The sequence below is a fragment of the Fictibacillus fluitans genome (genome assembly GCF_030418125.1).
Taxonomy (GTDB): domain Bacteria; phylum Bacillota; class Bacilli; order Bacillales; family Fictibacillaceae; genus Fictibacillus_C; species Fictibacillus_C fluitans.
In genome coordinates this window covers 165,269-190,262 of the sequence record NZ_JAUHTR010000008.1, presented here as the reverse complement: position 1 = coordinate 190,262, position 24,994 = coordinate 165,269, and the positions used below count along the sequence as shown (strand labels likewise).

General features: G+C 42.6%; 23 protein-coding genes. 15 read left to right on the top strand and 8 right to left on the bottom strand.

Annotation, left to right across the window (positions count from 1 at the left end):
- Positions 1 to 115: 115 nt before the first annotated feature.
- From QYB97_RS15940 to QYB97_RS25230, 5 genes are all read right to left on the bottom strand, one after another.
- Positions 116 to 1,054 carry an aldose 1-epimerase gene (locus QYB97_RS15940; RefSeq protein ID WP_301166995.1) on the bottom strand — a complete coding sequence of 313 codons (939 nt, stop codon included), beginning with the start codon at positions 1,052 to 1,054 and terminating at the stop codon, positions 116 to 118.
- A gap of 159 nt (positions 1,055 to 1,213) precedes the next feature.
- The gene (locus QYB97_RS15935) at positions 1,214 to 1,603 is read right to left on the bottom strand and encodes a VOC family protein (protein ID WP_301166994.1); all 390 of its coding nucleotides are present in this window, start codon (positions 1,601 to 1,603) and stop codon (positions 1,214 to 1,216) included.
- A 91-nt stretch (positions 1,604 to 1,694) separates the two neighbouring features.
- The gene (locus tag QYB97_RS15930; protein ID WP_301166993.1) at positions 1,695 to 2,030 is read right to left on the bottom strand and encodes a YmaF family protein; all 336 of its coding nucleotides are present in this window, start codon (positions 2,028 to 2,030) and stop codon (positions 1,695 to 1,697) included.
- Between the two features lie 322 nt (positions 2,031 to 2,352).
- Positions 2,353 to 2,997 carry a GerAB/ArcD/ProY family transporter gene (locus tag QYB97_RS15925; protein ID WP_301166992.1) on the bottom strand — a complete coding sequence of 215 codons (645 nt, stop codon included), beginning with the start codon at positions 2,995 to 2,997 and terminating at the stop codon, positions 2,353 to 2,355.
- On the bottom strand, positions 2,952 to 3,212 hold the full coding sequence (locus tag QYB97_RS25230; protein ID WP_356948188.1) for a GerAB/ArcD/ProY family transporter: 261 nt from the start codon (positions 3,210 to 3,212) through the stop codon (positions 2,952 to 2,954). The genes QYB97_RS15925 and QYB97_RS25230 overlap by 46 nt, the downstream gene beginning before the upstream one ends.
- Positions 3,213 to 3,314: 102 nt before the next feature.
- Between QYB97_RS25230 and QYB97_RS15920 the strand changes: the two genes are divergently transcribed.
- The 8 genes from QYB97_RS15920 to QYB97_RS15885 all read left to right on the top strand — a co-directional run bounded on the left by QYB97_RS15920 (position 3,315) and on the right by QYB97_RS15885 (position 10,768).
- Complete coding sequence (locus QYB97_RS15920) at positions 3,315 to 3,992, top strand: response regulator transcription factor (protein WP_301166991.1); 678 nt, start codon at positions 3,315 to 3,317, stop codon at positions 3,990 to 3,992.
- Positions 3,989 to 5,368, top strand: a complete 1,380-nt coding sequence (locus QYB97_RS15915) for a sensor histidine kinase (protein WP_301166990.1) — start codon at positions 3,989 to 3,991, stop codon at positions 5,366 to 5,368. Before QYB97_RS15920 ends, QYB97_RS15915 begins: the two co-directional genes overlap by 4 nt.
- An 84-nt stretch (positions 5,369 to 5,452) precedes the next feature.
- Complete coding sequence (locus QYB97_RS15910; protein ID WP_301166989.1) at positions 5,453 to 6,541, top strand: ABC transporter permease; 1,089 nt, start codon at positions 5,453 to 5,455, stop codon at positions 6,539 to 6,541.
- Positions 6,538 to 7,230 (top strand): ABC transporter ATP-binding protein, encoded by a 693-nt coding sequence (locus tag QYB97_RS15905; protein ID WP_301166988.1) that lies wholly within the window; start codon positions 6,538 to 6,540, stop codon positions 7,228 to 7,230. Before QYB97_RS15910 ends, QYB97_RS15905 begins: the two co-directional genes overlap by 4 nt.
- Positions 7,231 to 7,492: 262 nt before the next feature.
- Positions 7,493 to 8,086, top strand: coding sequence for a GNAT family N-acetyltransferase (locus QYB97_RS15900; RefSeq protein WP_301166987.1), 594 nt, complete (start codon positions 7,493 to 7,495; stop codon positions 8,084 to 8,086).
- Between the two features lie 265 nt (positions 8,087 to 8,351).
- Positions 8,352 to 9,095, top strand: a complete 744-nt coding sequence (locus tag QYB97_RS15895) for a sugar phosphate isomerase/epimerase family protein (protein WP_301166986.1) — start codon at positions 8,352 to 8,354, stop codon at positions 9,093 to 9,095.
- A gap of 243 nt (positions 9,096 to 9,338) precedes the next feature.
- On the top strand, positions 9,339 to 9,983 hold the full coding sequence (locus QYB97_RS15890; RefSeq protein WP_301166985.1) for a uridine kinase family protein: 645 nt from the start codon (positions 9,339 to 9,341) through the stop codon (positions 9,981 to 9,983).
- An 80-nt stretch (positions 9,984 to 10,063) separates the two neighbouring features.
- Positions 10,064 to 10,768 carry a CPBP family intramembrane glutamic endopeptidase gene (locus tag QYB97_RS15885; RefSeq protein WP_301166984.1) on the top strand — a complete coding sequence of 235 codons (705 nt, stop codon included), beginning with the start codon at positions 10,064 to 10,066 and terminating at the stop codon, positions 10,766 to 10,768.
- A gap of 64 nt (positions 10,769 to 10,832) precedes the next feature.
- On the opposite strand, the gene ppsA is transcribed toward QYB97_RS15885, so the two are convergent.
- On the bottom strand, positions 10,833 to 13,436 hold the full coding sequence (gene ppsA / locus QYB97_RS15880) for a phosphoenolpyruvate synthase (protein ID WP_301166983.1): 2,604 nt from the start codon (positions 13,434 to 13,436) through the stop codon (positions 10,833 to 10,835).
- A gap of 549 nt (positions 13,437 to 13,985) precedes the next feature.
- On the opposite strand from ppsA, the gene QYB97_RS15875 reads away from it, so the two are divergent.
- Positions 13,986 to 14,483 (top strand): DUF6584 family protein, encoded by a 498-nt coding sequence (locus QYB97_RS15875; protein WP_301167070.1) that lies wholly within the window; start codon positions 13,986 to 13,988, stop codon positions 14,481 to 14,483.
- Positions 14,484 to 14,569: 86 nt separating this feature from the next.
- Here QYB97_RS15875 and map read toward each other — a convergent pair whose 3' ends face one another.
- Both map and QYB97_RS15865 read right to left on the bottom strand, forming a co-directional pair.
- Positions 14,570 to 15,316: a type I methionyl aminopeptidase gene (gene map, locus QYB97_RS15870; protein WP_301166982.1), complete on the bottom strand. Its 747-nt coding sequence runs from the start codon at positions 15,314 to 15,316 to the stop codon at positions 14,570 to 14,572.
- Between the two features lie 111 nt (positions 15,317 to 15,427).
- On the bottom strand, positions 15,428 to 15,913 hold the full coding sequence (locus QYB97_RS15865) for a hypothetical protein (protein ID WP_301166981.1): 486 nt from the start codon (positions 15,911 to 15,913) through the stop codon (positions 15,428 to 15,430).
- 227 nt (positions 15,914 to 16,140) lie between these two features.
- On the opposite strand from QYB97_RS15865, the gene QYB97_RS15860 reads away from it, so the two are divergent.
- From QYB97_RS15860 to QYB97_RS15835, 6 genes are all read left to right on the top strand, one after another.
- Positions 16,141 to 17,517, top strand: a complete 1,377-nt coding sequence (locus QYB97_RS15860) for a cobyrinic acid a,c-diamide synthase CobB (RefSeq protein ID WP_301166980.1) — start codon at positions 16,141 to 16,143, stop codon at positions 17,515 to 17,517.
- Positions 17,510 to 19,018, top strand: a complete 1,509-nt coding sequence (locus QYB97_RS15855; protein ID WP_301166979.1) for a cobyric acid synthase — start codon at positions 17,510 to 17,512, stop codon at positions 19,016 to 19,018. The genes QYB97_RS15860 and QYB97_RS15855 overlap by 8 nt, the downstream gene beginning before the upstream one ends.
- 18 nt (positions 19,019 to 19,036) lie before the next feature.
- Positions 19,037 to 19,807 (top strand): uroporphyrinogen-III C-methyltransferase, encoded by a 771-nt coding sequence (gene cobA / locus QYB97_RS15850; RefSeq protein ID WP_301166978.1) that lies wholly within the window; start codon positions 19,037 to 19,039, stop codon positions 19,805 to 19,807.
- Between the two features lie 267 nt (positions 19,808 to 20,074).
- A complete protein-coding gene (locus tag QYB97_RS15845; RefSeq protein WP_301166977.1) occupies positions 20,075 to 21,361 on the top strand; it encodes a YsnF/AvaK domain-containing protein in 1,287 nt (428 codons plus the stop codon).
- A gap of 140 nt (positions 21,362 to 21,501) precedes the next feature.
- Positions 21,502 to 23,961, top strand: a complete 2,460-nt coding sequence (locus QYB97_RS15840) for an AAA family ATPase (RefSeq protein WP_301166976.1) — start codon at positions 21,502 to 21,504, stop codon at positions 23,959 to 23,961.
- Entirely contained in the window at positions 23,936 to 24,988 is a 1,053-nt protein-coding gene (locus QYB97_RS15835; protein ID WP_301166975.1) for a 5-methylcytosine restriction system specificity protein McrC, read from the top strand. Before QYB97_RS15840 ends, QYB97_RS15835 begins: the two co-directional genes overlap by 26 nt.
- The last annotated feature ends 6 nt before the right edge of the window (positions 24,989 to 24,994 follow it).

Here is a 24,994-nt window from a genome sequence, read left to right as displayed (position 1 = left end):
ATGCGGGTTTCTATATTTTGTCAACGGCTTTTTAGTTAATTTTTCACTGTAGGTTATCTATGTATATAAGACAAAAAAAGGAACTATCCTTCATGGGATAAGCTCCTTTTGTTATTTACTTACGTTCGATTTTAAATCGGGAAACATAATCTTTTTTTTCTTTCGGCTGGATATCATCCAAGCCAGTCAGCCTTCTTGGCAGCTGTTTCAAATTGGGGGCATTGGTGACCCAGGAGTAAGGCTCGATGGCCAGTAAATTCTCATTACCGCTCGCTGTGAATAACACCCATTGGGTGAACCTATCTGAAACAGAGTAGGAGACATCAAGGCCGGGCAGATCAATCGCAGCGGTTTTGTCCTCCGTCATGACGTACACATCATCCAGGGACACTCCGGAAAGCGGCGTTCCTTTCGAAAACTCCTCTTTGTTTTGCACGTTTTCCAGTTCGCCTGTTGGCAGGTGCCGCTCATTTAAACGCCATCGTTCCCGGACGTCAACCTTTAACTTCGCTGAATCAGGAAATTGGAAGGTGGTATGGTATCCGATCCCACACGGCATGAGACAGTCGCCATTGTTAGAGATTTCCGTCGTTTGAACCACTTCGGTCCCTTGGATCTCAATGGTCATTGTGATGGTAAAGTCATGTGGGAATTGGCTGAGAATAACTGGATGCTCAGATGAACGGATCTCTGTTTTTATTCGGGGAACGCTCTCATCTGTCTCAACAACCGTCCACTCTTTATCATGTACAAAGCCATGAATGTGAACATCTTCCTTGGCCCTGTTCATCTCCAGTTCATAAATTCGGCCATTGTATGCAAAGGTCGCATCTTCAATGCGGTTGGGAGGAAAGAGCACCGGGGTTCCGAATACCATTTTCCGTGCTTCGTACTCCTCTGTTGATTTTGGTGTTCTGAGGATCTCGGTATCGGTCTTTTTATCCCGGATTGAAATCATGTTGCTTCCTTGAGAAGGGAGGACAATCACTTCCAGTTCTTCATTTTCTAGTGAGTAGGCAGCTTCGTTCAGTAACTGAATTTTTTTCACACTCATTTTGAGTACCTCCATTTCATTACAGCGTCGATTGTAAGTATTCCCCCTTACCCTATAAAGCAAGCCTTTTATTTAAAAGGTTGAAGCGATTTATTAACTATTCTCAGTGAAAAGGGTCAAATAAGAAATTCTCTTATTTAACCCTTTTTGATGTTCATATTATTGTTGGGAAGCAAGCATCCATACATGTCCGAATGGATCTTGAATTTTTCCTATCCGTTCTCCATTTGGCAGCTCCTGAATCGGCCGCAATATAACAGCACCTGAATTGACGGCTTTATCTACCAAAACTTCGACATTTTCCATTTTAACATAGAGGATCACAGGGGTTCCACCAAGTGATTTAGCCGCATGATTATGACCGGGAAATTCGTCTGCAACCATGATTCGTGTACCCTTGAATTCCAATTCACAATGCTCAATCTTCCCCATGTCGTTGACCATTTTATTACTCTCGTGGGCCCCAAACACTTTCTTATAAAATTCTATGGCTTTTTCCCCATGATCGACGGCCAGCATGGGAATAAGATTCGAACCTTCTCTGTTCACTTTTCTCTCCTCCAAATCCGCCTTTGCTATCAGAGTATCCTTCTTGATGAATATAGCAAATCCTTTTTTGCAAAGGAAAAAAGTACTTTTTTTAGCGATTCCCTGGTGCCGGCTGGTCAACGCCCCGTACATGGTGGCGGTGGCCATCGCTTTCCGTTGTATAAAAATCGTAATAGTGCACATGCATGCCGTTACCTACGGGTATGGCAGGTCCGGAATATGCCTTATATTGGTGGGTGTGCCCGTCCTCAAACACCACATAGCCTTCCGTGTAATGGACGTGGCCCTGCTCGTGCCGAATAGGAGGGGAGGTTACATCCAGACATTGGTGGACGTGACCGTCGGTTACCCCCGTGTAATCCACTGAACCATGATTATGGTGGGGAACAAAGCCGTTTACAAAATCATCTTTACTTATTTTGGCCATTCTTTCACTCCTTTGAAAATATTGTTATAGACAATATATTTTGCGGATAAAAAAATATGTGGCCAGCCAAATGTATGTTTTAATTTAGAGTCGGGGCTAAGCCCCATGGCGGGACCTCCTCTTCTTGTTGAAATAAAAAGCGACAAATCTCCCTAAAACCAAAGAAAAGCCTAACAACACCCAAAGGTTAAAGGCAATATGGTGAAGTACATTAGTCTGGAGTAAGTAAAGTCACTGATAGGATAGAGTGTCATGCCAGTGATCACGATGAATACAATCACCACAAACCAATTGTGCCCCTTCGTAAAGGGCACGATCTCTTTCATGACATAAAAGAAGACCGACAGCCGGAAAAGGTGCCGGCAAGCCATTGATAAATAGAGAGAAAATCGACATGTTCCACAAATTTTCCAAGAGTAGCAAGCCCCCATTCCTCGTATGCGGGGAAACGTTGCCGGGAACCTTCTAGCAGACCAAATTCTACGACGGAACCAATAAGCGGGCCAACGGTCAGTCCCCATAATAAAAAAGCCAGAAGAGCGAGGTGCTTGAACTTAAGAGGATGAGCGACTTTGTGCTGCAGTAAGATAAGGAGAAAAAGCTCCACCATCCCAGACCCCTGGTAAACCATTGCCTTTACAACCGGTGTAAATCCATGTTCAAGAAAGGGCTGCAGCAAGGAGTAATCCTTGAATTGAATATTTGTAATAGCAACGAAAAAGCCGAGCAGCACAATGAAAAATAGAAGGATTACGTTAGAAACACTGATTGTTCTCATGCTCGTTCCAGCTAAAAGCAGACAGGCCAATCCAAATGTCACGATAACGATGAGAAGTGGTGTCTCTTGAAGAAATGTAATATTGGTGAAGGTAAGGGTCTCCCGAAAGGTGACACCTTCCATTAGGGTAAGGTAACAAAGGGTCAGAATAATGTTTGTAAGCCCTTTACCGGCGCGCTCCGCATCCATTGAAAGAGATGCTCACCGTTTGTTTTCTTGTTGATATACAAAATCAGTGGAAGCCAAACCAATGTTAAACCAAAGGTAATTATTATGCTCAGCCACGCATCCACGCTTGCTGTTTTGACCGTGGGCTGTATAAGAAAAACGTGGCACTTCAGGCCTATGCAGGTTATGGCTATTAAGGAAAGCTGAAAGAATGTAATGGAATCGGAGGTTTTCATAAAAAATCATCCTTTTATGACGGACTAAAGGTATTTTGTCCCAAATTGTGTATGATATGATTCTCAATGGTTTTAAAAAATAGAGAAGGAGAATTCCTTTGCATGATACATATTTTAATCGCTGATGATGACCCTCATATCCGGGAACTCCTGCAGCACCATCTTGGGCGGGAGGGCTATATGGTTCATTTAGCAAGGGACGGGGAGGAGGCTTCATCCCTGCTCCAAGCCGAACAAATGCATTTGGCTGTTGTGGATGTAATGATGCCAGGTAAGGACGGGTATGAGCTGTGCGAGGAAATCAGGAACGATTATGACATGCCTGTGATCCTGCTGACGGCGAAGGATCATCTGCTGGATAAGGAAAAAGGGTTTCTTGTGGGAACGGACGACTATATGACCAAACCATTTGAGCCAAAAGAGCTGATCTTTCGTATAAAAGCACTCCTCAGGCGGTATAAGATGGTCAACTCCGAAAAGATTAAGCTGCATCAAACGATTATTGACCGAAAAAGCTATGAAATTTACAGCAATGGGAAGCTAATCATGCTGCCAATGAAAGAATTTGAACTGCTGAGCCAGCTTGCGAGCTATCCTGGCCGTATTTTTACCAGGGATGAACTGATCCAGTTGATCTGGGGAGCGGATTATGAAGGAGATGACCGGACGGTGGACGTACATATTAAACGCCTGAGGGAGCGATTTTCTTCCAAAACAGATGATTTCTCCATTAAAACGGTCCGCGGTGTAGGCTATAAACTGGAGGTCAACCGGAAATGAAGACGCTATATGTCCGGATCGTAGTGACCACCATCGCTGTCATGATTGTCAGCAGTTTGCTTTCATTCGTCTTAGCCAATGCCTACTACCAGAAGAGTTTGAAACCGTACAATGATCAAAAAGTAACCAAAATCGCGAAGCAAACGGTGGATTACTTTGAAAAGAACCCACAGCTTAAATTAAAGGATTATCTTACCCATGTGGCAGATACCGGCTATCAGATTTATATGGTGGACCAGAACGGCCGGGAATCCTATTACGGCGGAGACTTTCGGAAAAAGGAAATTGACCGCTCAAATGTAAACAGGGTTCTGAATGGCGGGGTCTATCATGGGATCGCGCAATTTCCTTCGGCGCCGTTCGTTACGGGCTTTTTTGATAATGTATTAAAAAATACGATTGGGATGCCGCTGAAGGAATCCGGCAACACCTATGCTTTGTTTATCCGACCGAATATAGAGCTGCAATTTGGCGAGATGCGATTGTTCTTTTCGGCCATTTTGCTTCTGACCATTGTCCTCAGTATTGTATTGGTCGGAATCAGTACGCGTTATCTGGTCAAACCGATTGTTCAGCTGACCGAAGCCACAAAAAAAATTGCGACTGGAAACTACAGAATTAAATTGAACGAAAAGCGCAGAGATGAAATCGGAAGCCTGGCTTCCAATTTTTCCGAGATGGCCAAAAGCCTGGAGCAGCTGGAGGAGATGAGGCAGGAATTCGTTTCGAATGTATCCCACGAGATCCAGTCCCCGCTGGCTTCCATGAAGGGATTCGCCCAGACCCTGCAAAATGAGCAACTGACACCGGAAAAACGGAAAGAGTATTTAGCAATCATTGAAAAGGAAAGTGTGCGCCTCTCTCAGCTCAGCAAGCAGCTGCTGATGCTGGCCTCTCTTGATAAAGAAGAAGCCTTTATGGAAAAAGGCACATTCGATGTGGCGGCCCAGATCAAGGAGGTCGTGCACATGACCGAATGGAGCTGGCGCGAAAAAGAGATGGCGATTGAAATGGATCTGCCCCAAACATTCATTTATGGCGATAAGAAACTCCTCCACCAGGTGTGGACCAACCTCATTACCAACAGCATTAAATACACGGAACCGGGAGGAACGGTATCCATCTCTCTGGAAAAAAACGACCGTGAATGCAGGGTTTTTATTTCGGATTCTGGTGTAGGCATTTCTCCACAGGATCTGCCAAGCATTTTTGACCGTTTTTATAAAGCAGACAAAGCCAGGGAGAGAAAAGAGGGGAGCAGCGGCCTCGGTTTATCGATCGTAAAAAAGATTGTGGAACTGCATCATGGAGAAATTAAAGGAGAAAGCGAACCTGGCAGGGGAACGACATTCACGGTGTCCCTGCCAAAAATGTAACCTGCTGTTCATCTTCCGTTCATACTTGCTTTCTATGATGGATTTGTATCACGTACAAACCAGATAGAAAGCGAGTGAAATCATATGTTTCTGGCATTAAGAGAGATGAAGCATGCGAAAATGCGATATGTGCTGATTGGGTTGATTATGGTCCTGATTTCCTTTCTAGTCCTTTTTGTTTCCGGGCTGGCTAAAGGCCTGGCATCGGACAATGCATCATCCATTCAAACCATGACCGCCGATTATGTCGTTTTGGATAAACAGTCAGATCAGCGGCTCAACCGCTCGGAGCTGACAAATGAACAATTAAAGGAGCTTTTGCGATTAACTCATAAAAAACAAATGACAGAGTTCGGGCTTCAGATGACCACGATCCAAAAAAACGGAGCGTCCAAGAAAACCGACAGTACGCTTTTTGCGGTCGATCCAAAAGGGTTTATCGCACCGCCGGCGGCAGAGGGACAATCGCTAAAAGGGGCGGATAAGAACGAAACCGTTGGCGACCTTTCTTTAAAAGAAGAAGGGTTTGTAATTGGGGACCGATTGAAGGAAGAAACCACGGGAACCGTTTTAAAGCTCGTCGGTTTTACAAAAAACCAGTCCTTCAGCCACTCGCCGGTGTTTCATGTTTCCTTAAAAACGTGGGAAGCAATGCATGACGGGAAGCAGAGCGTAAACGCTGTTGCGTTAAAAGCGGACAGCGAGAAGGCGAAGCAAATTGAAAAACAAGTATCCGGGGTTGAAATGATCTCAAAGAATGACGCGCTCAAAAGCATCCCAGGTTTTAAGGAAGAGCAGGGTTCACTGCTGATGATGATCGCCTTTTTGTTTGTCATCGCGGCCTTTGTGCTCAGTGTGTTTTTTTATGTCATCACGCTTCAAAAAGTAAATCAGTTTGGGGTCTTAAAGGCGATCGGTGCACAATCGGGCTACCTGTCGCGCACAGTCTTGTACCAGGTGTTATTTCTGACGATTGTAAGTCTGGTGGTTAGTATCCTGCTGACCTTTACAGTATCCCAATTGCTTCCAGCCAGCATGCCGTTCCTGCTCAATGTGCCGCTTGTCGCCGGCTGTTCCGTGCTCTTCTTAACAGTGTCTGTCATTGGCTCACTCATCTCGCTGTATCAGGTGATCAAAATTGATGCGATAGAAGCGATAGGGAGGGCGTCATGATGGAAAATAAACTCATGCTGCAGGACGTGAAGAAAACGTTTGGAGACGGTGATCAGCAGGTTGAAGTATTAAAAGGAATCACGCTAGAAGTCAAAACGGGGGAATTTGTAGCAGTAGTCGGGCCATCCGGTTCGGGCAAGAGTACGTTTTTATCGGTAGCCGGTGCGCTGCTGTCACCAACGAGCGGACGTATCATGATCGGAAACCAGGATATCAGCACATTGGGAACCAAGGAATTAAATCAAATACGTTTGAAATACATTGGGTTTGTGTTCCAATCTGCTAATCTTATTCCTTATCTAACCGTACGGGACCAGCTCTTGCTGCTTCCTGAACTGGAGCACCAAAAGCATAAGGAAGCAGAAAAAATAGCCGACAGCCTCCTCGAACGTTTGGGGTTGCTTCATCGCAAGAACCACTATCCAGAGCAGCTGTCAGGTGGAGAACGGCAGCGAACTGCTATCGCCCGCGCCTGGATGAATGACCCAGAGATTATTTTGGCGGATGAACCAACCGCAAGCCTGGATTCCGAGCGGGGCCGGTCGGTTGTTCAGATGCTTGCGGACGAAGTGAAGCTCAGGGAAAAAGCAGCCATCATGGTCACTCATGACCAGCGGATGCTCGATCTGTGTGACCGTGTGGTGTATATGGAGGATGGAAGGCTGATGTCGCATCCGTCTGTGTTATAGCTTCTTGAAATGGGCTGGTATAAACCAGAAAAATGTTTCTATATTTTTCCTTTTGTGATATAGTTATAGTATCAGTTGTTTAAATTTTTCTGAATCTGCAATGTAACAGACATACAAAGCCAAGCCTTTAGACAGTCACTTAAAGAGGTATCTCTATCTTTAAGCCGTTCTAAAGGCTTTTTTGTTGTTCACTTATTTTGAATGCGAGCAGGTATTGGAATTAACAAAAAATTATTCTGTTTATAAAGGAGACATAGTTACTATGATTATTAAAACAGATCTATTTTTAGAAGGAGATTCAATTTCACTTATCCCTCTCGAAATAAAACATAAGGAACCATTATTTGATGCGCTAAAAAGCCCTGAAGTATGGAAATATTCCATGAGAAAAGTTACCACAGTAAAGGATATGGAAAAAATATTAGTAATCGCCGTTAATAATAAAAAAGAAGGGAAACATGTACCTTTTATTGTTAAGGAAAATCTGAAAGGACAAATAATAGGGACAACTCAAATTTGTAGTATTGATAAAGCAAACCGTAGTGTGGAAATTGGCTGGACTTGGCTCTCGCCAAAGGTTTGGAGAACAAGAGTAAACACAGAATGTAAACTCTTATTACTTAACTATTGTTTTGAAGAATTAAAAGTAAATCGAGTCCAATTTTCAGTTAGTGGAGAAAATCTACGTTCTCAAAAAGCCGTTGAACGAATTGGAGCAACAAAGGAGGGCACATTCCGTAAACATAGAATAAAGGCAGACGGTACCATTCAAGACAATATATTTTACAGTATCATTGATGATGAATGGGGTTCAGTAAAAGAAAGACTGATTTATTTATTAAATAAAGCCTATTAAGCAAGAAGAAACGAAGAGTAGCCCAAAATTATAAAATTATTTCTTCAAAACAAGTTTTTTATTGGCGTTAAACGTCGAGATTTTTAACTGTCGGAGTCACATGGGATTTAGCGAAATTTTCCTATGGGAATAACTGTTGCCTCGATGATTCCGATCGTAATCCTAACTTTTATCTTTGCGAGTCAATTAAAAGAAGGTGCTTTAGGTTCTTCGGTGAAAGTTTAATGGAGGACTTTTAAATATAGTGATTAGAGGAGTGTTAGATATGGAAGAAATAAGTTTGCAAATGTATTCATTACGCGAGCAGTGTGAGGGAAATTTCACAGCCACCCTGGAAGAGGTAGCAAACGCAGGGTACAAGGCAATTGAACTGGCCGGCACTTATGGGATGGGAGCAGTTGAACTTAAACAGCATTTGGACCGTCTTGGCCTGAAGGTGAGCGGAGCCCATATCGGATTGGATGTATTGAAGCATGAGATTGGGCCAACCATGGAATACCAGCAAATTTTGGGCAATAAGCTGTTGATTTGCCCGCACGGCAATACAAATACAAACGAAGAAGTAGAGGAGCTGGTGAAGGATTTAACTGAAATCAACCAGCGCTGCCAGCAGAATGGATTTAACTTTGCTTACCATAACCATGCCAATGAATTCAATATGGTTAACGGAGAATATGCGCTGACGAAGATCATGAATGAAACACCGTTTTCCCTGAAATTCGAATTGGATACATATTGGGCATATGTTGCAGGAGTAGACATTGCTGCGTATTTGGATGTGCTGCAGGACAGGTGTACCGCCATTCATTTAAAGGATCTGGACGAGGAAGGCAATGATGTGGAGGTAGGAACCGGACAGGTTCCTTTTTCTGAGGTATTAGCAAAAGCAAAGGAATTGAGGATTACCAATCTCGTCATTGAGCAAGAGAAATTTCAGATTGACCCGGTTGAAAGCATCTCCCAGAGCTATGCCAACATCTCTAAACTAATTGAAATGCAGAACGCATAAGCGAAAGGGGACATTTGATGAGCTTGGAAAAACACTGGGATAATCCAATGTCACTGGGAGTTATTTATGAATCAGTTAGAGGAAGAAAGCTCTGAACTTCTATATTTAAGCAAGAAGTAGCTTAGGAATGTTTGCCCTGTCCAATAGGATAAGGGCTTTTTTTATTAACTCTTTCGTTTGATTTCTTAAATGATATTTATAGTAAAATATACATGAAAGCTTACACAAAGGGGGCAGCAATAGGTGGAGAAGGTACTTCAACAACTGGCTAGTTTTATTAACCGTACGGAGAAAAAAATCATTATTGGGATCTCAGGTCATGGGGCATCAGGGAAAACAACATTTGCCCATAAGCTTATAAAGCTTTTGGAGCATAAGAATGTGAATTATATTAATACCGATCCCTATCTCATAGGTTCTCATCTCAGAAAGTACACTTTAATTAACTATGAATATCAAAATGAACACCATCAAGATAAGATGACAGCGTGCCATCCTGCTGCTCATAATACATATGCTTTAGAGAGAGACGTTCTAATGATAAGAGATGGATTAGATTTTTATACAATAGCCACGAGTTATACGGGGAGTAAGCTGGTTGCTTCGCAAAACAAGGTAAATATTATAGAAGGTATGACCGTTGCCTTTACCAAGCCGAATTTGTATGATTTGAAAATTTATTTATATACAGATGAACAAACAGAGTTAATGAGAAGAAGTACAAGGGATGTTACTGAAAGAGGAACTGATATAGACTACTTAAGAAAATCTCATGAAGAGCGAAGAATCCAATATGAGTTATTTATGCATTCGTATAGCCAGAATTTTGATATCGTTATTAAAAATTCAAATAAAAGCTACACACTTGAAAAGGATAGTTTTAGTTAGATTGTAAAAAAGGAGCTCTCCAGCCTTAGAAGAGCCCCCTTGCTGGTTGTCTATAATAATAGCGAAAAGAGGAATAGTGATTGAACGAAAACGTTTTGTACTGGAAAAAGCATGACCAATGGGGGCTCAGAGAATTTCTTTTTATGATGCTGCTGGAATTTGTAGTAGTGATTGGATGCATCAAATTCCTGATTAAGCCCATATATACTCAATGGTTTGATAATGAGCTCTATGCAGGAACATTAACAGGATTGACGATAGCCATTGTTCTGCTTTCTGGCTTGTATTTTATTGTTCTTCGTCCCACACATCTTTCATGGAGTGAAGTGGGGCTCAGGCCAATGGTTATGAAAGATTGGAAAACGATTCTCTGGTTAACTATTATTCTTATAGTTGGCGATGTCATTGTAATGGTGCTTACCAGTTTTATTGGTAATACATTTGAAAACAGCAAAACGGCCGCTATGCAGCAAGACGTAAATTTTTTAACCGTCCTTATTGCCTTTGTTTCAGCCGCTGTCATCTCGCCCGTTTATGAGGAGATATTCTTTCGGGGCTTTTTATACCGCTGGCTGCGTACACGCCTTGGTTTCCTTGGGGCGATGCTGCTCAGCTCACTCATCTTTACCATCATACATATACCAACCTATAATGCGATGCCTGTAAACTTTTTAAGTGGAATCATCTTTGCCTGGGCATATGAACGAACTAACACGATTTGGCCTTCTGTCATTATTCACGGGTTAACGAATGGGATAATGGTACTCCTGACAACGATGGGATAGCGGAAGGGATTATACCATATAGAAACAAGACCGATATAAATCCATATCGGCCTTGTTTTACATATCACAATACCTCGACATATCCTTCCGTTCCGTTCACCCGAATGCGCTGCCCATCCTTGATCAATTTAGCAGCATTCTCCACTCCGACCACTGCGGGTAAGCCATACTCACGGGCAATAACGGCTCCGTGGGTCATCAGTCCGCCAACTTCAGTGACCAGGCCTTTTATCGAAACAAACAATGGTGTCCAGCTAGGATCAGTAAAGGCAGTGACTAGGATATCTCCTTCTTCCAGATCCGCATCTTTCATGTTTACGAGGACACGGGCACGCCCTTCGATCACCCCTGTAGAAACAGGCAGACCGGCAATGGCATCGGCCGGGAGATTTTCTCGTTTGTATTGTCCTGTAATAATTTCACCATCCGACGTGATCACACGCGGAGGAGTCAGTTTCTCAAATAATTGATATTCATTTTTTCGATTAAAGATGATTTTCTCATCCAGTTGTTGCGCTCGCGCAACTTCGCGAAGTTCTTCAAAGCTGAGGTAGTAGATATCTTCTTTTTCTTGAATGACGTGGTTTTGAACAAGCTGTTCGGCTTCTTTCATTAATGCCTGTTTATAAATAAAGTAGCGGTTGACCATGCCGTATTTGGGATATTCGCGATAGCCGATGAAATTCCGGAGGATACGAATCTTCCGTTTGGTCTCTTCTGCCTTTTGTTGGCCGTCTGGCAGTTTCATCAACCGATCCAGTAATTCTTGCTCTTTTTTTAACGCTTCCTGCTGTCCTTGTTCAAATTTCCGGCGGCTCTCATTATGCTCAAAGTTTTTGATATTACTGAAAATCAAGGGGAGGAGGATACTTGGCTTTTCACTCCAGCGGTCTCGCGTGATATCAATTTCGCCGGCACATCTCATTCCATATTTGCTGAGAAAATTATGAATGGCATCCCGTATTTGTTGCCCTCCTTCAAACTGGACCAGTTCATCTAAGAAGTGATCATCTCTTACACTTTGCAGATAGTGAATGATCTCAGGATAAGGGCGGATGACATCAGCGACATCCAATAAAGCCAGACCCATTTCGGAGGTAATATTGTGCGGTACAGATTGAGAAAGCGTGTCCGCTGCGTTTTTTTCACCCAGCCACTCATCCATGTGCTTATTGAGCCAGGCTGAAGCATCGAAAGCAGCCATAAATACAGCTGTACTATGTGGATTAAATAAGATTCTCTTTAATTCTTGGATATCTTCCACAATAAAATCCATTAAATCAGATCCCGATTTTGTCTGGATGTTTTGTTTTAATTCTTCGATTGACGCCTGGGCCTTCTTGATCAACTCAGGAACGACGCTCGGATCGTTTTCGTCTGGTGCTGGAACAGATGGGTGTTGACCAGGTTTCTTTTGACCCTGTGCACTTTCGGCATCTGGTGCCGTTTTTATAAATTCCCGCTCAACTATCGTCGTCACAGCATCCTTTAAAAGTGGATCGTGCTGGCCCATAGCCTGTAAAAAGTCTTTTCTCCTGCCGGGAGAAGCCAGATGCTGGGTAACATCAACAAATAACCTTCCCCCCGCTTTTTTCATTGGGGCAGGAGTGACCAATAGGAAAAACGACAATCCCAATGGCTTGATGGCATCAGTCATCATCTGCTGATGTCCGACAGAGATATAGACGTAATTTTCATCATCAGCCGCTTCAGGAATGGGGTAGAGCGTCGTAATAGGGCGGCTTTGAACGATATAGAAAGTATCATCAGCCAGGCACCATTCGATATCTTGCGGATATGAAAAGTAGTTTTCAATGTGTCTGCCAATATGTGCGAGTTGTAAAATTTGTTGGTCGGTAAGGGTTTGAAGGGATTGCTGATGGGGATCTAGTTGCTTTGTTTCGGTCCCGCCTTTCTCAAAGGAATAGATGGCGAGTTTTTTAACTGCGATTCTTTTATCAATGATTGCTTCATCTTTTACCTTGTAGGAATCAGCCGATACCAATCCGGAGACCAGCGCTTCTCCAAGTCCAAAGCTCGCATCGATGGAAAGTATTTTTCGATTGGATGTCACGGGATCCGCCGTAAATAAAATGCCGGAAGCCTGCGGGGAAATCATTCGCTGAACGATGACAGAAAGAGAAACCTGGCTGTGATCGAATCCATTTTGCATCCGATAAATAACAGCACGGTCTGTAAACAGGGAGGACCAGCACTTGCGAATGTGCCTTAGGATCGCATCTTTTCCCATGATATTTAAAAAGGTGTCGTGCTGACCGGCAAACGAGGCATGCGGCAAATCTTCAGCTGTCGCGCTTGATCGTACAGCATAGGCGTGTTGTTCACCAAATTCGGTGAGATTCCGCTGAACAGCTACTAATACATCAGATGGAATTTCGACTTCCTCGATGATTTGGCGGATCTGTTGGCTGATCTCACTGATTTTTGCTTGTTCGTTTATGTGCAGCCGTGTGAGCTGATGTAAATGTGTGCGGAAAGCTTCATTTGGTTCGAGAGCTTTTTGAAAGGCCTCTGTGGTTATACAAAACCCTTCAGGTACGTGTATTTCTGCGATGTTCGATAATTCCCCTAAATTTAATCCTTTTCCTCCAACGAGTAAAAGCTGGGTTTTTTCGATTTCCTGAAACTTGAGCACATAAGAACTCATTCACATCTCTCCTAACCTAACGTTTCTTTTGGCTTCTTAAGACCTTGCTCTGCTTATTGTATAGAAAAAATAGGCAAAAAACAGCCTTATATTATTTTCCTTTATATGGTATGATAAAGATGGGAGATAACATTTAAATGTTGATCTGAGGAGAATTAATTAGCCATACATACAAACATTAAAGCAGCTAATAAAGATTAAATAAGATTGAGAGCATTTCTTCAAAAGGAGAAATGCTCTTTTTTATTAAAAAAGGAAGAACAGAAGGGAAAATGGAATACCTTTAGTTAACGCTGCCAGGTGGGGGAGAATCTTTTGAAATACAGTTATGAGGAATTTATTGAAAACCTAAGTATTGGGGAAGAAATTAAGCTGACATATAAAGGCGAAAATTATTATATTGGCCGTGGCACTGGAAAATATATGTTTTGGAAATTTCATGATCCTTCAAGTGAAATCATCGGAGAAAATGTCGATGATTTGTTGCAAAAAGTTATACTTGATGGCAAATCTATTCAAGAGTTATGGGATAGTTTAGAGGATAGCTCTATACCTAAACTCCCAATTAAAACGCTAAAAAAGATTGAAAGGGACATTGAAAACAATGACCTGGGGAAAGCAAGGGATCGGTTACATGGTCTACTGGCTTCATATCCTGATGAATTAGAAGTACGAACCAGGTTGGGGGACATTTATTATGCTTTAAGGCACCCCTCAATGGCAGGACGATATTGGTATCTCGAAAAAAATAAAACCCCTGAAATGGTGGAGGCTTGTCTACTGTTTGAAAAAAGTATGGGGAATGAGCCCTTTAAGATAGCAAGGGCGCTGAAATTCCAAGGGGATAAAGAAACCTTAAAGAAACTGCAACTAGATGAGTATATTTCTCCAACACAAAAAAAGGTTAAAGAAAGAATAGAAGATGATTTAGTACCTGAAAACAAATGGGAGGATAGGTTATTTGCTATTGGATGTACCTCAGTTATCATTTTAATTATTTCATTAGTGGTCATAGGTATTTACACGGTTTTCGATTGGATTTTCTAATCAATGTGAAAAATTCCGCATAAAAAATGGCTGCCATTAAAGTGAAGGCAGCCATTTTTTTGTTTATGATTAAGATACAGGGTGCCTTATACTGTTGTTAAAATAATCGGCTGGTCTTTAGTAATTACTACCGTGTGCTCAAACTGTGCCGCATAATGATGGTCCGGCAGCAGCAGCCCCCAACCGTCAGCGCTCTCTTCTACAAATTCCGCTCCGTCCGATACAAAAGTTTCGACCGCAACCACTAATCCGTTCGTGAGCAGCCTTCTGTCCAGTGGATCATAGTAATTCAGAATGCTATCCGGCATCTCATGCAGTTCCCGGCCAATGCCATGACCGGATAAATTGCGGATCACTGTAAAGCCATCCCTGCGGGCTTCATTGTGAATCGCCCGGCCGATTCCACTGATCTTTGCACCCGCCCGAGCCTTCTGAAGTCCCTGATGCAGCGCCCGAAGCGAGCTCTGACATAGCTTTTCCTTATGTGGTGAACCGTTTCCGACCACGATCGTTGCTCCTGTGTCAGCATAATATCCGTCCAGCCCTGCAGACACATCAATATTAACGACGTCCCCTTCTTCCAGTACCCTAGGACCTGGAATGCCATGCGCAGCCACCTCATTCACCGAAATACAGGTTGCTCCCGGAAAACCATAGGTGCTATTAGGAGCGGAGACAGCTCCATGTTCATCCAGCACCCTTTTACCGATACAGTCGAGCTCGGCAGTTGTCACTCCCGGCCGAACATTGGAAAGCATCTCTTCACGGGCTAAGGCAACGATACGGCCTATCCTCTGCAGAGCAATGAGATCGTATTCTGATTCAATGGACACGGTTTAAACCTCCCATATTTTTAATATAACCACTATTTAATTCCAGTTTACTCGAAAAAGATCCTTATGTCCCTAGTCTACAGAAAAGAACCGCCAGAGGCAGTTCTTTTTTTATTTTCCCTTATGCCGTTCCAACAAGTCATCAATCTTATAGGTCTCTTTTCCCCCGTATGTATAGCTGAATCCGTACAGTGACGACTGGTTGGCGAGATCGCTGAGAATGCGGTAGAGATAAACGACCGCGGTTGGCCGGTTATCGTTTTTAACGAGATGCTGGAGCTCATTGATGTTGGCTATATCTTTTGTGATTTTGGGATCGGGAACGTTAGCGGCAAGAACACGCAAACTTCTAAAATCGATGTCGTTGAACTCGCTCCTGAAAATGGGAATATTTTTGATTTGGTGAGCCGAAGAGAGATGACTGATTTTGTTATAAGTATGTTGGATTTGCTCGGTTAACAGCAGTTCAGAAAAATACACGCGTTCTTTATACGGTGTAGGCTTATGTAAGGAATGGCTTGCAGTGCTGTAAAGCATCAGGATGAAACAAGAAATGAGCAGCGTACCTGTCGTAAGGGAGAGTGCGAGTTTTTTCAATGTGGCTCTTCATCTCCTTCTCTGTCTTTCTATTAGCCTACCAAGATTATCCTTGGAAATCAAATGTTAGTTAGGAGATTTGTCGGAGATGTCAGGGGAAGATGGACCTATAAAAGTAACTTCTCAGCCAAAAACCAACAAAAAGACTATTGTGGATTTTCTGAAAGAATAGTAGGTTATGTTCAATACGATTTCTGTTTTAATAGAAGAAACTGGAGATGAAGAGCATGAGGGAACGAAGAATTGTAATCGCTGGTACAGGGAGCGGCGTGGGAAAGACGACACTCACGATCGGACTGATGAGTGCCCTGCAGCAGCGGGGCTATAAGGTACAAGGTTTCAAGTGCGGGCCGGATTACATTGATCCGACGTACCATACGGCAGTCACCGGACGGGTCTCCCGAAACCTTGATGGCTGGATGCTGACAGAGAACGTTGTAAAAGAAGTGTTCAAAAGGGGAAGCCAAGGCGCTGACGTTTCCATCATTGAAGGAGTGATGGGCTTTTACGATGGTAAGGACCCGAGATCCAACCGAGGCAGTACGGCGGAAATCGGAATGATCACCGAGAGCCCGGTCCTGCTCGTCGTCAACTGTGCGAGCATGGCGAGAAGTGCGGCTGCGATCGTAAAAGGATTTCAGATGCTTTCCGAGGGACCGAATATCGTCGGCGTCATCGTCAACCAGGTGGGCTCAAAAGGTCATTTCGAACTGGTGAAAACGGGGATTGAACAGGAATGTGATGTGCCGGTCATCGGGTATCTCGAGCGAAATGAGGAGCTGTACATCCCCGAACGGCATTTGGGATTGATTCCGTCAATTGAGCGCGGCGACCTGGACCCGTTTTTTCAGAAGCTGGGAGAACTTGTGGAGGCGACGATTGATCTCGACCAGCTCTTGAAGGTGTCAGAAGCGCCTCCGATTGAAGTGGACCCCAGCAACTCCATTTTTCAAAAACGAGATACAGAACCGGTGAAGATCGCCGTGGCGAAGGATGCGGCCTTTAACTTTTATTATCAGGAGAACCTGGATTTGCTGGAGGCATATGGCGCAGAGCTACATTTCTTTTCACCGTTAAAGGGAGAGACCTTGCCGGATGATGCGCAGGGCCTTTATTTGGGCGGCGGCTTCCCGGAGGAATTTGCACAGGAGCTCGCTGAACAAACTGCGGTCAGGACTTCGGTTCAAGAAGCAATCAAACGCGGAGTGCCGACCCTCGCAGAATGTGGGGGGTTCATGTACCTGGCCGAGGAACTTCAAACGTCGGGCGGAGAAGTACATAAGATGGCCGGCATCATCCCGGGGAGAGCGGTCATGCACAATAAGCTGGTGGAGCTTGGTTACCGGGAAATCAAAGGCAAACCGGGGAACTACCTGTTAAAAGAAAAGGATGCAGCCAGGGGCCACGAATTTCATTACTCCACCTTTCAGGCAGAAGGGGTAATTCCTGTTGCCTTTGAAACGAAGGGCATGAGAGGTGTAAAAGATGAGGGTTATATGAAAGGAAACCTTATCGCCGGTTATACGCATTTCCATTTTGCTTCGTGCCCGGAGATGGTTGAAAACTGGATCAAACAATGTCAGGAGAACAAGCAGCATGTCTAAGCCTCTTTCACTTATGATCCAGGGAACATATTCAGATGCGGGAAAAAGCGTGATCACCACTGCGTTCTGCCGGATCTTTGCCCAGGACGGTTATCAAACGGCTCCGTTCAAATCACAGAACATGGCCTTAAATTCGTATGTGACCATTGACGGCAAGGAGATCGGACGGGCACAGGGTGTTCAGGCCGAGGCCGCAGGTGTGGAAGCGACGACCGAAATGAATCCCATCCTCATCAAGCCGAGCCGGGAAAATGATGCGCAGATTGTCGTTCACGGCAAACCGTTTCAGAACATGAACGCGTTTGATTACCGCAAGTCCTTTTACGAAATGGGACTTGGCTTAATTAAGGATTCGCTCGCTGCCCTTTATGAGCAGTATGACTGTATTGTGATTGAAGGAGCGGGAAGTCCTGCCGAGGTGAACCTGAATGACCGGGAGATCGTTAACATGTCGGTGGCTCGGATGGCAGATGCGCCCGTCATCCTTGTGGGAGACATTGAAAAAGGCGGTGTGTTCGCAAGCCTGGTCGGAACGCTTCAGCTGCTGGAGGAGAAAGACCGTGAGCGGGTCATCGGGGTTATCATCAACAAGTTCCGCGGTGATCTGTCTCTGCTGAAATCAGGTCTCGACTGGTTTGAAGAATACAGCGGCAAGCCTGTGCTTGGGGTAATTCCTTATCTGCATGGTTTGAATATTGAAGCCGAAGATTCGGTCGTACTGCAGCGGTACAGCACACGACGGGATGAAACAAAGGGTATCGATATCGCCGTTATTCAATATCCGATGATCTCTAACTTTACCGATATTGATCCGTTTTTTGCTGAAGAAGATTGCTCGGTCCGCTTTGTCACAAGTGCCGGCCAACTGGGACAGCCAGATCTCATCATCCTGCCTGGCAGCAAGAACACCATCGAAGACCTTCTCTTTATAAAAGAAACCGGGCTCTTTGAAAAAATCCAGAAAAGTGAAGCCATGATTGTGGGGATATGCGGCGGCTATCAGATGCTTGGATTGTCGGTCAGTGATCCGGAAGCGGTGGAAACGCCCTATGAAACAGAATTAGGATTGGGACTGCTGCTCATTGAGACGGTGATGGACATCGAAAAAACGACCGTCCGTTCACGAGGCACCGCTACTTTTATGGGAATAGACTTTGAGATTGATGGCTATGAAATCCATATGGGGCGTTCTTCCTCCACGGAAAGAATTCCGTTCATGCAGACGGGGCAGGGACATACAGATGGCGCAAAAAGCAGGGACGAGCGCATCATCGGCACCTACTTTCATGGATTGTTTCATAATGACGAGTTTCGGAGCGCTCTGTTGAATTCCATCAGAAAAGTGAAACAGCAGGAAGAACAAACGGAGATTATAAGGTATAATGATTTAAAAGAAAAAAGCTTTGATACGCTGGCCGATCATGTGCGCAAGCATGTGGATCTGGCAGCTATATATAAAGAAATGCAGAGATACAGCGAACGGCGCATGACTGTTCGGTGAGAGAGGTGGAGAGAAAAGATGGAGAGAGGAAAGGTGTATCTGGTAGGAGCAGGCCCCGGGGATCCGAAGCTGATCACCGTGCGCGGGTTGGAATGCATTAAGGAAGCGGACGTTATTGCCTATGACCGCCTAATCAATAAGGAACTGCTGGAGTACAGTAAAAAGGATTGCGAGCTGATCTTTTGCGGAAAACTGCCCGGAAAGCATGAGCTGATTCAGGAACAGATTCATGATCTCCTGGTAGAAAAGGCACTGGAAGGAAAAGTGGTCACCCGGCTCAAAGGCGGCGATCCGTTTGTATTCGGGCGCGGCGCAGAGGAAGCGGAAGTACTAGTCGAGCATGAGATTCCTTTTGAGATCGTACCGGGTATTACTTCGGGTATTGCGGCACCTGCCTATGCCGGAATCCCTGTTACTCATCGTGACCATGCGGGTTCGTTTACGATCATTACCGGACACGGACGCGCGGAGAAGGGACAAGACTTCATTAACTGGCACGCACTTGCCGAGGGAAGCGATACGATCTGCTTTTACATGGGAATCGGTAACCTGAAGCATATCTGTTCAGAGCTTATCGCGCATGGTAAACGGGCGGATACGCCGGCCGCGGTGATCGAATGGGGAACAACCGAAAACCAGCGGACCGTCACCGGAACTCTTGAAACGATATTGAAAAACGCCCAAAAAGAAAAAATCACTCATCCGGCTATGGTCATTGTCGGTGAAGTGGTAAGAATGCGCGAAAAGATCAGGTGGTTCGACCGGATTGAAGCGGCACTCTCAAAATAGTGTAAGCAGAATGGTATGAGATGCCGATAAGATTTTATGGCTGTTAAAAGTTGTTATAATGAAACTCATGAAACATTATTGTAATAAAGGAATTGGAGCCATCAAAGGAATAGGAACTTTAAAGAAGAGCTGCCTTCTGACCTAGGTAGCTCTTTTACTGTCTTCTTAAAAATAAACCTCATTATTTTATCTATTTTTGTTTACAAAACGATATACGGGGTATTTTAGTCCCTGAGCAAAGATATCATTTATGAGGAGGAATTTACTATGAGTAAACAAGTCATAGGAGTGTATGATTCTGAAGAGGCAGTCGTAACAGCGGTACAGCAATTACAAAACAAGGGCTACGACACGGATGATATCTCGGTCGTAACAAACCATGAACGGAGCCACGATAACATTGAAATGAGAACAGGTGCCGAAGTAGACAATCTGGCAGAACTGAACAGGCAAGAGCAAACACTATTCGATAAAATTAAAAACGCATTTACAGATGATGAACCAAGAAGAGACAACACCAATCTCGGAGAACGCCTTGAAGATCTCGGTATTCCAAGTTCCACAGCATCTTCTTATGCAACAGATGTGGAAGCAGGAAAAATTCTCTTGGTCGTTGATTCCGACAGAGACATCAATGACTTGAACAATGATGATCCGTTAAATGACGCATCAACAGGAACTACAACAGGATACGGAACATCCACTGCAACAGCAGGTGATTTCAGAGATGATCTTACTGACCGGGATGGAATCACAGACAGGCCAAATGACCTGGGACGCGACGACTACGGCAACAACCTTGATGTCGACCGCGAGCGTCCAATCGATTCCCGCGACAACGTCAACACAGACTTTAACAGTACTCGGGATGATGAGTTGTTAAGAGGAAACCGTGCTGATACCAATCTAGGAACAGATCTTGATCTCGACCGCGATAACACGCTAGGTACAGATAACGATGTGGACGAAGAGCGCCGCATGAAGCTTCGTGAAGAGCAGCTGGAAATCGACAAGCGCCGCGAACAAACTGGTGAAGTAAATGTGAATAAAAATGTAGTTGAAGAACACCAGAGTGTTGACGTTCCGGTTGAACACGAAGAAGTATACGTGGAACGCCGTCCGGTGAATGATGTGGACCGCACAGACGCAGGAACTATTGGTGATAACGATGAAATTCGTGTTCCATTGACTGAAGAGCGTCTTGAAGTCAACAAGAAACCAGTAGTGTCAGAGGAAATTGTAGTCGGCAAGAAGAAAGTAACCGAGAACCAGCACATCGATGAAACGACTCGCCGCGAGGAAGCTGACATCGACCGTGACGGAGAAATCAACTCCAGAAATGATCTTAAAGGTGGCGGACTCGCCGCTGACGATGAGCTTTCTGATAACGAGCGAAGCCTTCGCAAGGATTCCGATCTCGCTGACCTTGACCGTGATGACCTAACCAATGACCGTACGTCAAGAAGTGGTGATGGCCTCACAGACATCGACGATAAACTCAGAGACAAAACTCGCCGCACGAAGCGTGATTCAGATGATGATAAGTTGTTTTAAGAATATAAAATAGTGAGATACCTGGGATGAATGCTACTCATCCCGGGTATTTTTTGCTGTCTTAGAGTAAATGGTGAAAACTTCCTACACCAGGGAAGATAGTATATGCTTAGAAAGTGTTTATATAGGAGGAGATAAGTTTGTCATATTGGTTATTTCAAGGAAACCCTAAAGTTTATAATTTTGATAACTCTTTAAAAAATGAATCTGTAGTTAAGTGGAGCATAAGGCAAAAGCATTTTATAGAAGAAATTAAAATTGGCGATAAGGTTTTTATTTGGAGATCAGACGGTGGTAAAAAAAACTCAGGAGGGGTAGTAGCATTATGTGAAATTATTTCAGATCCACACTCAGTAGAGGAAGATATGATGGTTGATTTAAGGGTACTAGAGTTTCGATTGTCGGAAAGCGAGAATATGTTGCTCAGATATCAATTAGAAGACATTCCGGAAACTAGGGGTTTACAAATATTTAAGATGCGCCAAGGCACCAATTATCGGCTTACCGAAAAAGAATTTGAAGCTTTAAGGAGATTTTGGGAATTACCTCATTTATTAGAGGAAAGATATAACCTCCCAAAACTGGATAAATACTTAGAACTGTTTAAACAGGAGGCAAATGCTTGGTTTTCCATCCATAAAGAGAATCTAGAGGAAACTTATCATTTCTTTGAAGATTTTAAAAAACCTGATCAAATAGAAAGTATGGAGTGGGAAGATGTACAAGAATTAGGAATACATATTAATGCATTTCGCATGGCTTTAGCTAGAAAACGTGCTTTAGGAAACATGAATACCTCCATTGAGCAATATAGAAATAGTTTGAATTACCTACTCAATGGGAGTGACTCTTTAAGTAGTAGGATGGATAACTTTTTAACAAATGAAGAATTTCAACTTTTTGGATTTGGAGAAAGTGTTGTTAGTGAGCTTGTAGGAAACTTTTTTCCAGAGACTTATTGTTTTTATAACCAAAGAGATAAGGTTGCCTTGGAAAATATTTTGGAAATTAATCCTGAATATAAACGTGGAGACACGTCAGGAATAAGATTTATGAAATTCCAGGAAGCGTTAAAAGAGCATAACATTGTTGAAAGATATTTAAGTTTAGTAGGAAAACAAACAAATCTACCTATCTATTATGAGATTGATCAGTTTTTTTGTTTCATATTTCAGAATTTTGGAAAGAAAGATGTATCAGAACAAGTTGAAGAGGAAGGACCAAAGTATTGGTTGTTAGGTGCAGGGGAGTCGAGTTTTTTATGGGAAGACTTTTTACGTAATGGAGAAATTTCTATTGGTTGGAGTGAACTCGGAAGCCTTACAGAATATACTAGCAAGCGGAAAATAGCAGAAACGTTAAAGGAAATTAAACAACTGGACTATAATCCCAATAATGATGCGTTAGCTAACTACCAGTTTTGCTATGAGATGAACCCGGGGGATTACGTTTTTATAAAAAAAGGGAGAGCGAAAATTATTGGTTTTGGAAAAATTATTTCAGATTACCAATATGCCCTCAATAGAGAGAATCATCATTCATTTCGTGAGGTTGAATGGCTGACTACTGGTGATTGGGAGGTTTCAGAACCTTTAAATACAAAAACATTAACAGACCTTACTCCTTATCCCGATTTTGTAGAAAGTATACTTAACACTATAAGATATCAAACGTCAACTACTTACCAAGATCTCGATGATCATAATGATGTAATAAAAGAAGAGCCTGTCCCATTCAATGAAGAACAAATATTATCTGAATTATTTATAGATGAAAAGGAAACCCAAGATATCTTAGAAGCTTTAGATTATAAAAAAAATATTCTTTTACAAGGCCCACCAGGAGTAGGGAAAACCTTTTTGGCTAAGCGAATTGCTTATTTACATATGGGGGAAAAAGATAGCGAGAATATTGAAATGGTTCAATTTCACCAATCATATTCGTATGAAGAATTCATTAGAGGCTATAAGCCTAATAAAGAAGGGAAATTCATTTTAAAAGATGGAGTTTTTTATACATTCTGCAGAAAGGCAAGCAGAGAGCCAGAGAAAAACTTTTACATGATTATTGACGAGATTAACAGAGGGAATCTTTCCAAAATTTTTGGTGAGGTTATGATGCTTATTGAAGCTGATAAACGAGGGAAAGAGTTTTCCGTTAAGTTGGCTTACAGTGAAGAAGAAGAAACTTTTTATATACCCGAAAATCTTTACTTGATTGGAACCATGAACACTGCCGATCGTTCATTGGCAATGGTTGACTATGCCTTACGAAGGAGATTTTCATTTAAAAATATAGAACCAGGCTTTCATACAGAATCATTTAAAGAATTTCTAAAAAGTAAGGGATTAAGTCAAGGGTTCATTGAAGATTTAATCCTATCTATTAGTGAAATAAACCGTGAAATTGCGGATGATACAATCAATTTAGGAAAAGGATACGAAATTGGCCACAGTTATTTTTGTCCTACTGTGGATAAAGTAGAAGATGAACAAGAATGGTATGATCGAATTATAAGATTAGAAGTAGCTCCTTTACTGGAGGAATATTGGTTTGACCAGGAGGATAAAGTGAATGAACTCCTTACCAGACTCCAGTAAGATTCCTATAAAGAATGTTTACTATATGCTTTGCTATGCATGGGGTCACTTATCGGAAAAAGGCCTTAGAGATGTATGGAATAAAGATGACAGTGATATAAATAATTTACTAACCAGAATTTTATTAAATAAATTAAATATACTTATCAAAAAAGGTTATTACCGTGAATATCAACAGAATGAGGATGAAGCCTCTTTGCTTAGAGGGAAAATTCGTTTCAAAGAATCAATTACTTCAGGAACTATGATACGAGGAAAGATGTATTTTGAATATGAGGAACTGAGCCATGATATTCCTCATAACCAAATAATAAAAACAGTCCTTTATTCTTTAGGGAAATCAAATAAGTTAAACAAAGAACTAAAATGGAAAGTTGTTAAGATTCTCCCTTATTTTGAAGGGATAAAACAAATTAAATTAAATATTGCTGTTTTTAACAATATTAAAATACATCGGAATAATCATCACTATGGTTTTATTATTGATATTTGCCAATTTTTATTTGAATCTTTGCTTATCCATGAAAACGGTAACCGAGGTAAATTTGCTGATTTTGATCAGAATCCAAAAGCAATGGCTTACTTATTTGAAGAGTTCGTTCGAAGTTTTTACAAAAATGAGTTAGAGGGATATAAGGTTTCAAGGGAAAATATCTATTGGGATGCGTTGGGTGATAATTTAGAAATGCTTCCATTAATGCAAACAGATATATCCCTCGAAAATAAAACAGAAAAAATTATAATGGATACAAAGTATTATCAAAGTGCATTAGCCACTAATAGAGGCGGCTCAGAAAAATTAATTAGTAATAATTTATATCAGATGTATGCTTATTTAAATAATTATAAAAATGCTAAAGAGCAAAATCTAAGGGGTATTCTGGTTTATCCAAAAGTTGATCGGACATTAAATTTGTCTTATTCAATAGGAGGGTTTCGTGTCAAAATTTTTACTGTCGACCTAAACGCAGAATGGAGGAGTATTCACACTAGGTTGTTAGGTTTTATTGAAGAAACTTTACAATAATACTGA

Bases quoted from the DNA above. Each gene is read 5' to 3' on its own strand.
- QYB97_RS15835 (WP_301166975.1), top strand. From the start codon at position 23,936: ATGAACTCCTTACCAGACTCCAGTAAGATTCCTATAAAGAATGTTTAC.
- QYB97_RS15930 (WP_301166993.1), bottom strand. From the start codon at position 2,030: ATGGCCAAAATAAGTAAAGATGATTTTGTAAACGGCTTTGTTCCCCAC.
- QYB97_RS25230 (WP_356948188.1), bottom strand. From the start codon at position 3,212: ATGAAAACCTCCGATTCCATTACATTCTTTCAGCTTTCCTTAATAGCC.
- QYB97_RS15940 (WP_301166995.1), bottom strand. From the start codon at position 1,054: ATGAGTGTGAAAAAAATTCAGTTACTGAACGAAGCTGCCTACTCACTA.
- QYB97_RS15895 (WP_301166986.1), top strand. From the start codon at position 8,352: ATGGAAGAAATAAGTTTGCAAATGTATTCATTACGCGAGCAGTGTGAG.
- QYB97_RS15905 (WP_301166988.1), top strand. From the start codon at position 6,538: ATGATGGAAAATAAACTCATGCTGCAGGACGTGAAGAAAACGTTTGGA.
- QYB97_RS15845 (WP_301166977.1), top strand. From the start codon at position 20,075: ATGAGTAAACAAGTCATAGGAGTGTATGATTCTGAAGAGGCAGTCGTA.
- QYB97_RS15925 (WP_301166992.1), bottom strand. From the start codon at position 2,997: ATGGATGCGGAGCGCGCCGGTAAAGGGCTTACAAACATTATTCTGACC.
- QYB97_RS15915 (WP_301166990.1), top strand. From the start codon at position 3,989: ATGAAGACGCTATATGTCCGGATCGTAGTGACCACCATCGCTGTCATG.
- QYB97_RS15860 (WP_301166980.1), top strand. From the start codon at position 16,141: ATGAGGGAACGAAGAATTGTAATCGCTGGTACAGGGAGCGGCGTGGGA.
- QYB97_RS15910 (WP_301166989.1), top strand. From the start codon at position 5,453: ATGTTTCTGGCATTAAGAGAGATGAAGCATGCGAAAATGCGATATGTG.
- QYB97_RS15855 (WP_301166979.1), top strand. From the start codon at position 17,510: ATGTCTAAGCCTCTTTCACTTATGATCCAGGGAACATATTCAGATGCG.
- QYB97_RS15900 (WP_301166987.1), top strand. From the start codon at position 7,493: ATGATTATTAAAACAGATCTATTTTTAGAAGGAGATTCAATTTCACTT.
- cobA (WP_301166978.1), top strand. From the start codon at position 19,037: ATGGAGAGAGGAAAGGTGTATCTGGTAGGAGCAGGCCCCGGGGATCCG.
- ppsA (WP_301166983.1), bottom strand. From the start codon at position 13,436: ATGAGTTCTTATGTGCTCAAGTTTCAGGAAATCGAAAAAACCCAGCTT.
- QYB97_RS15920 (WP_301166991.1), top strand. From the start codon at position 3,315: ATGATACATATTTTAATCGCTGATGATGACCCTCATATCCGGGAACTC.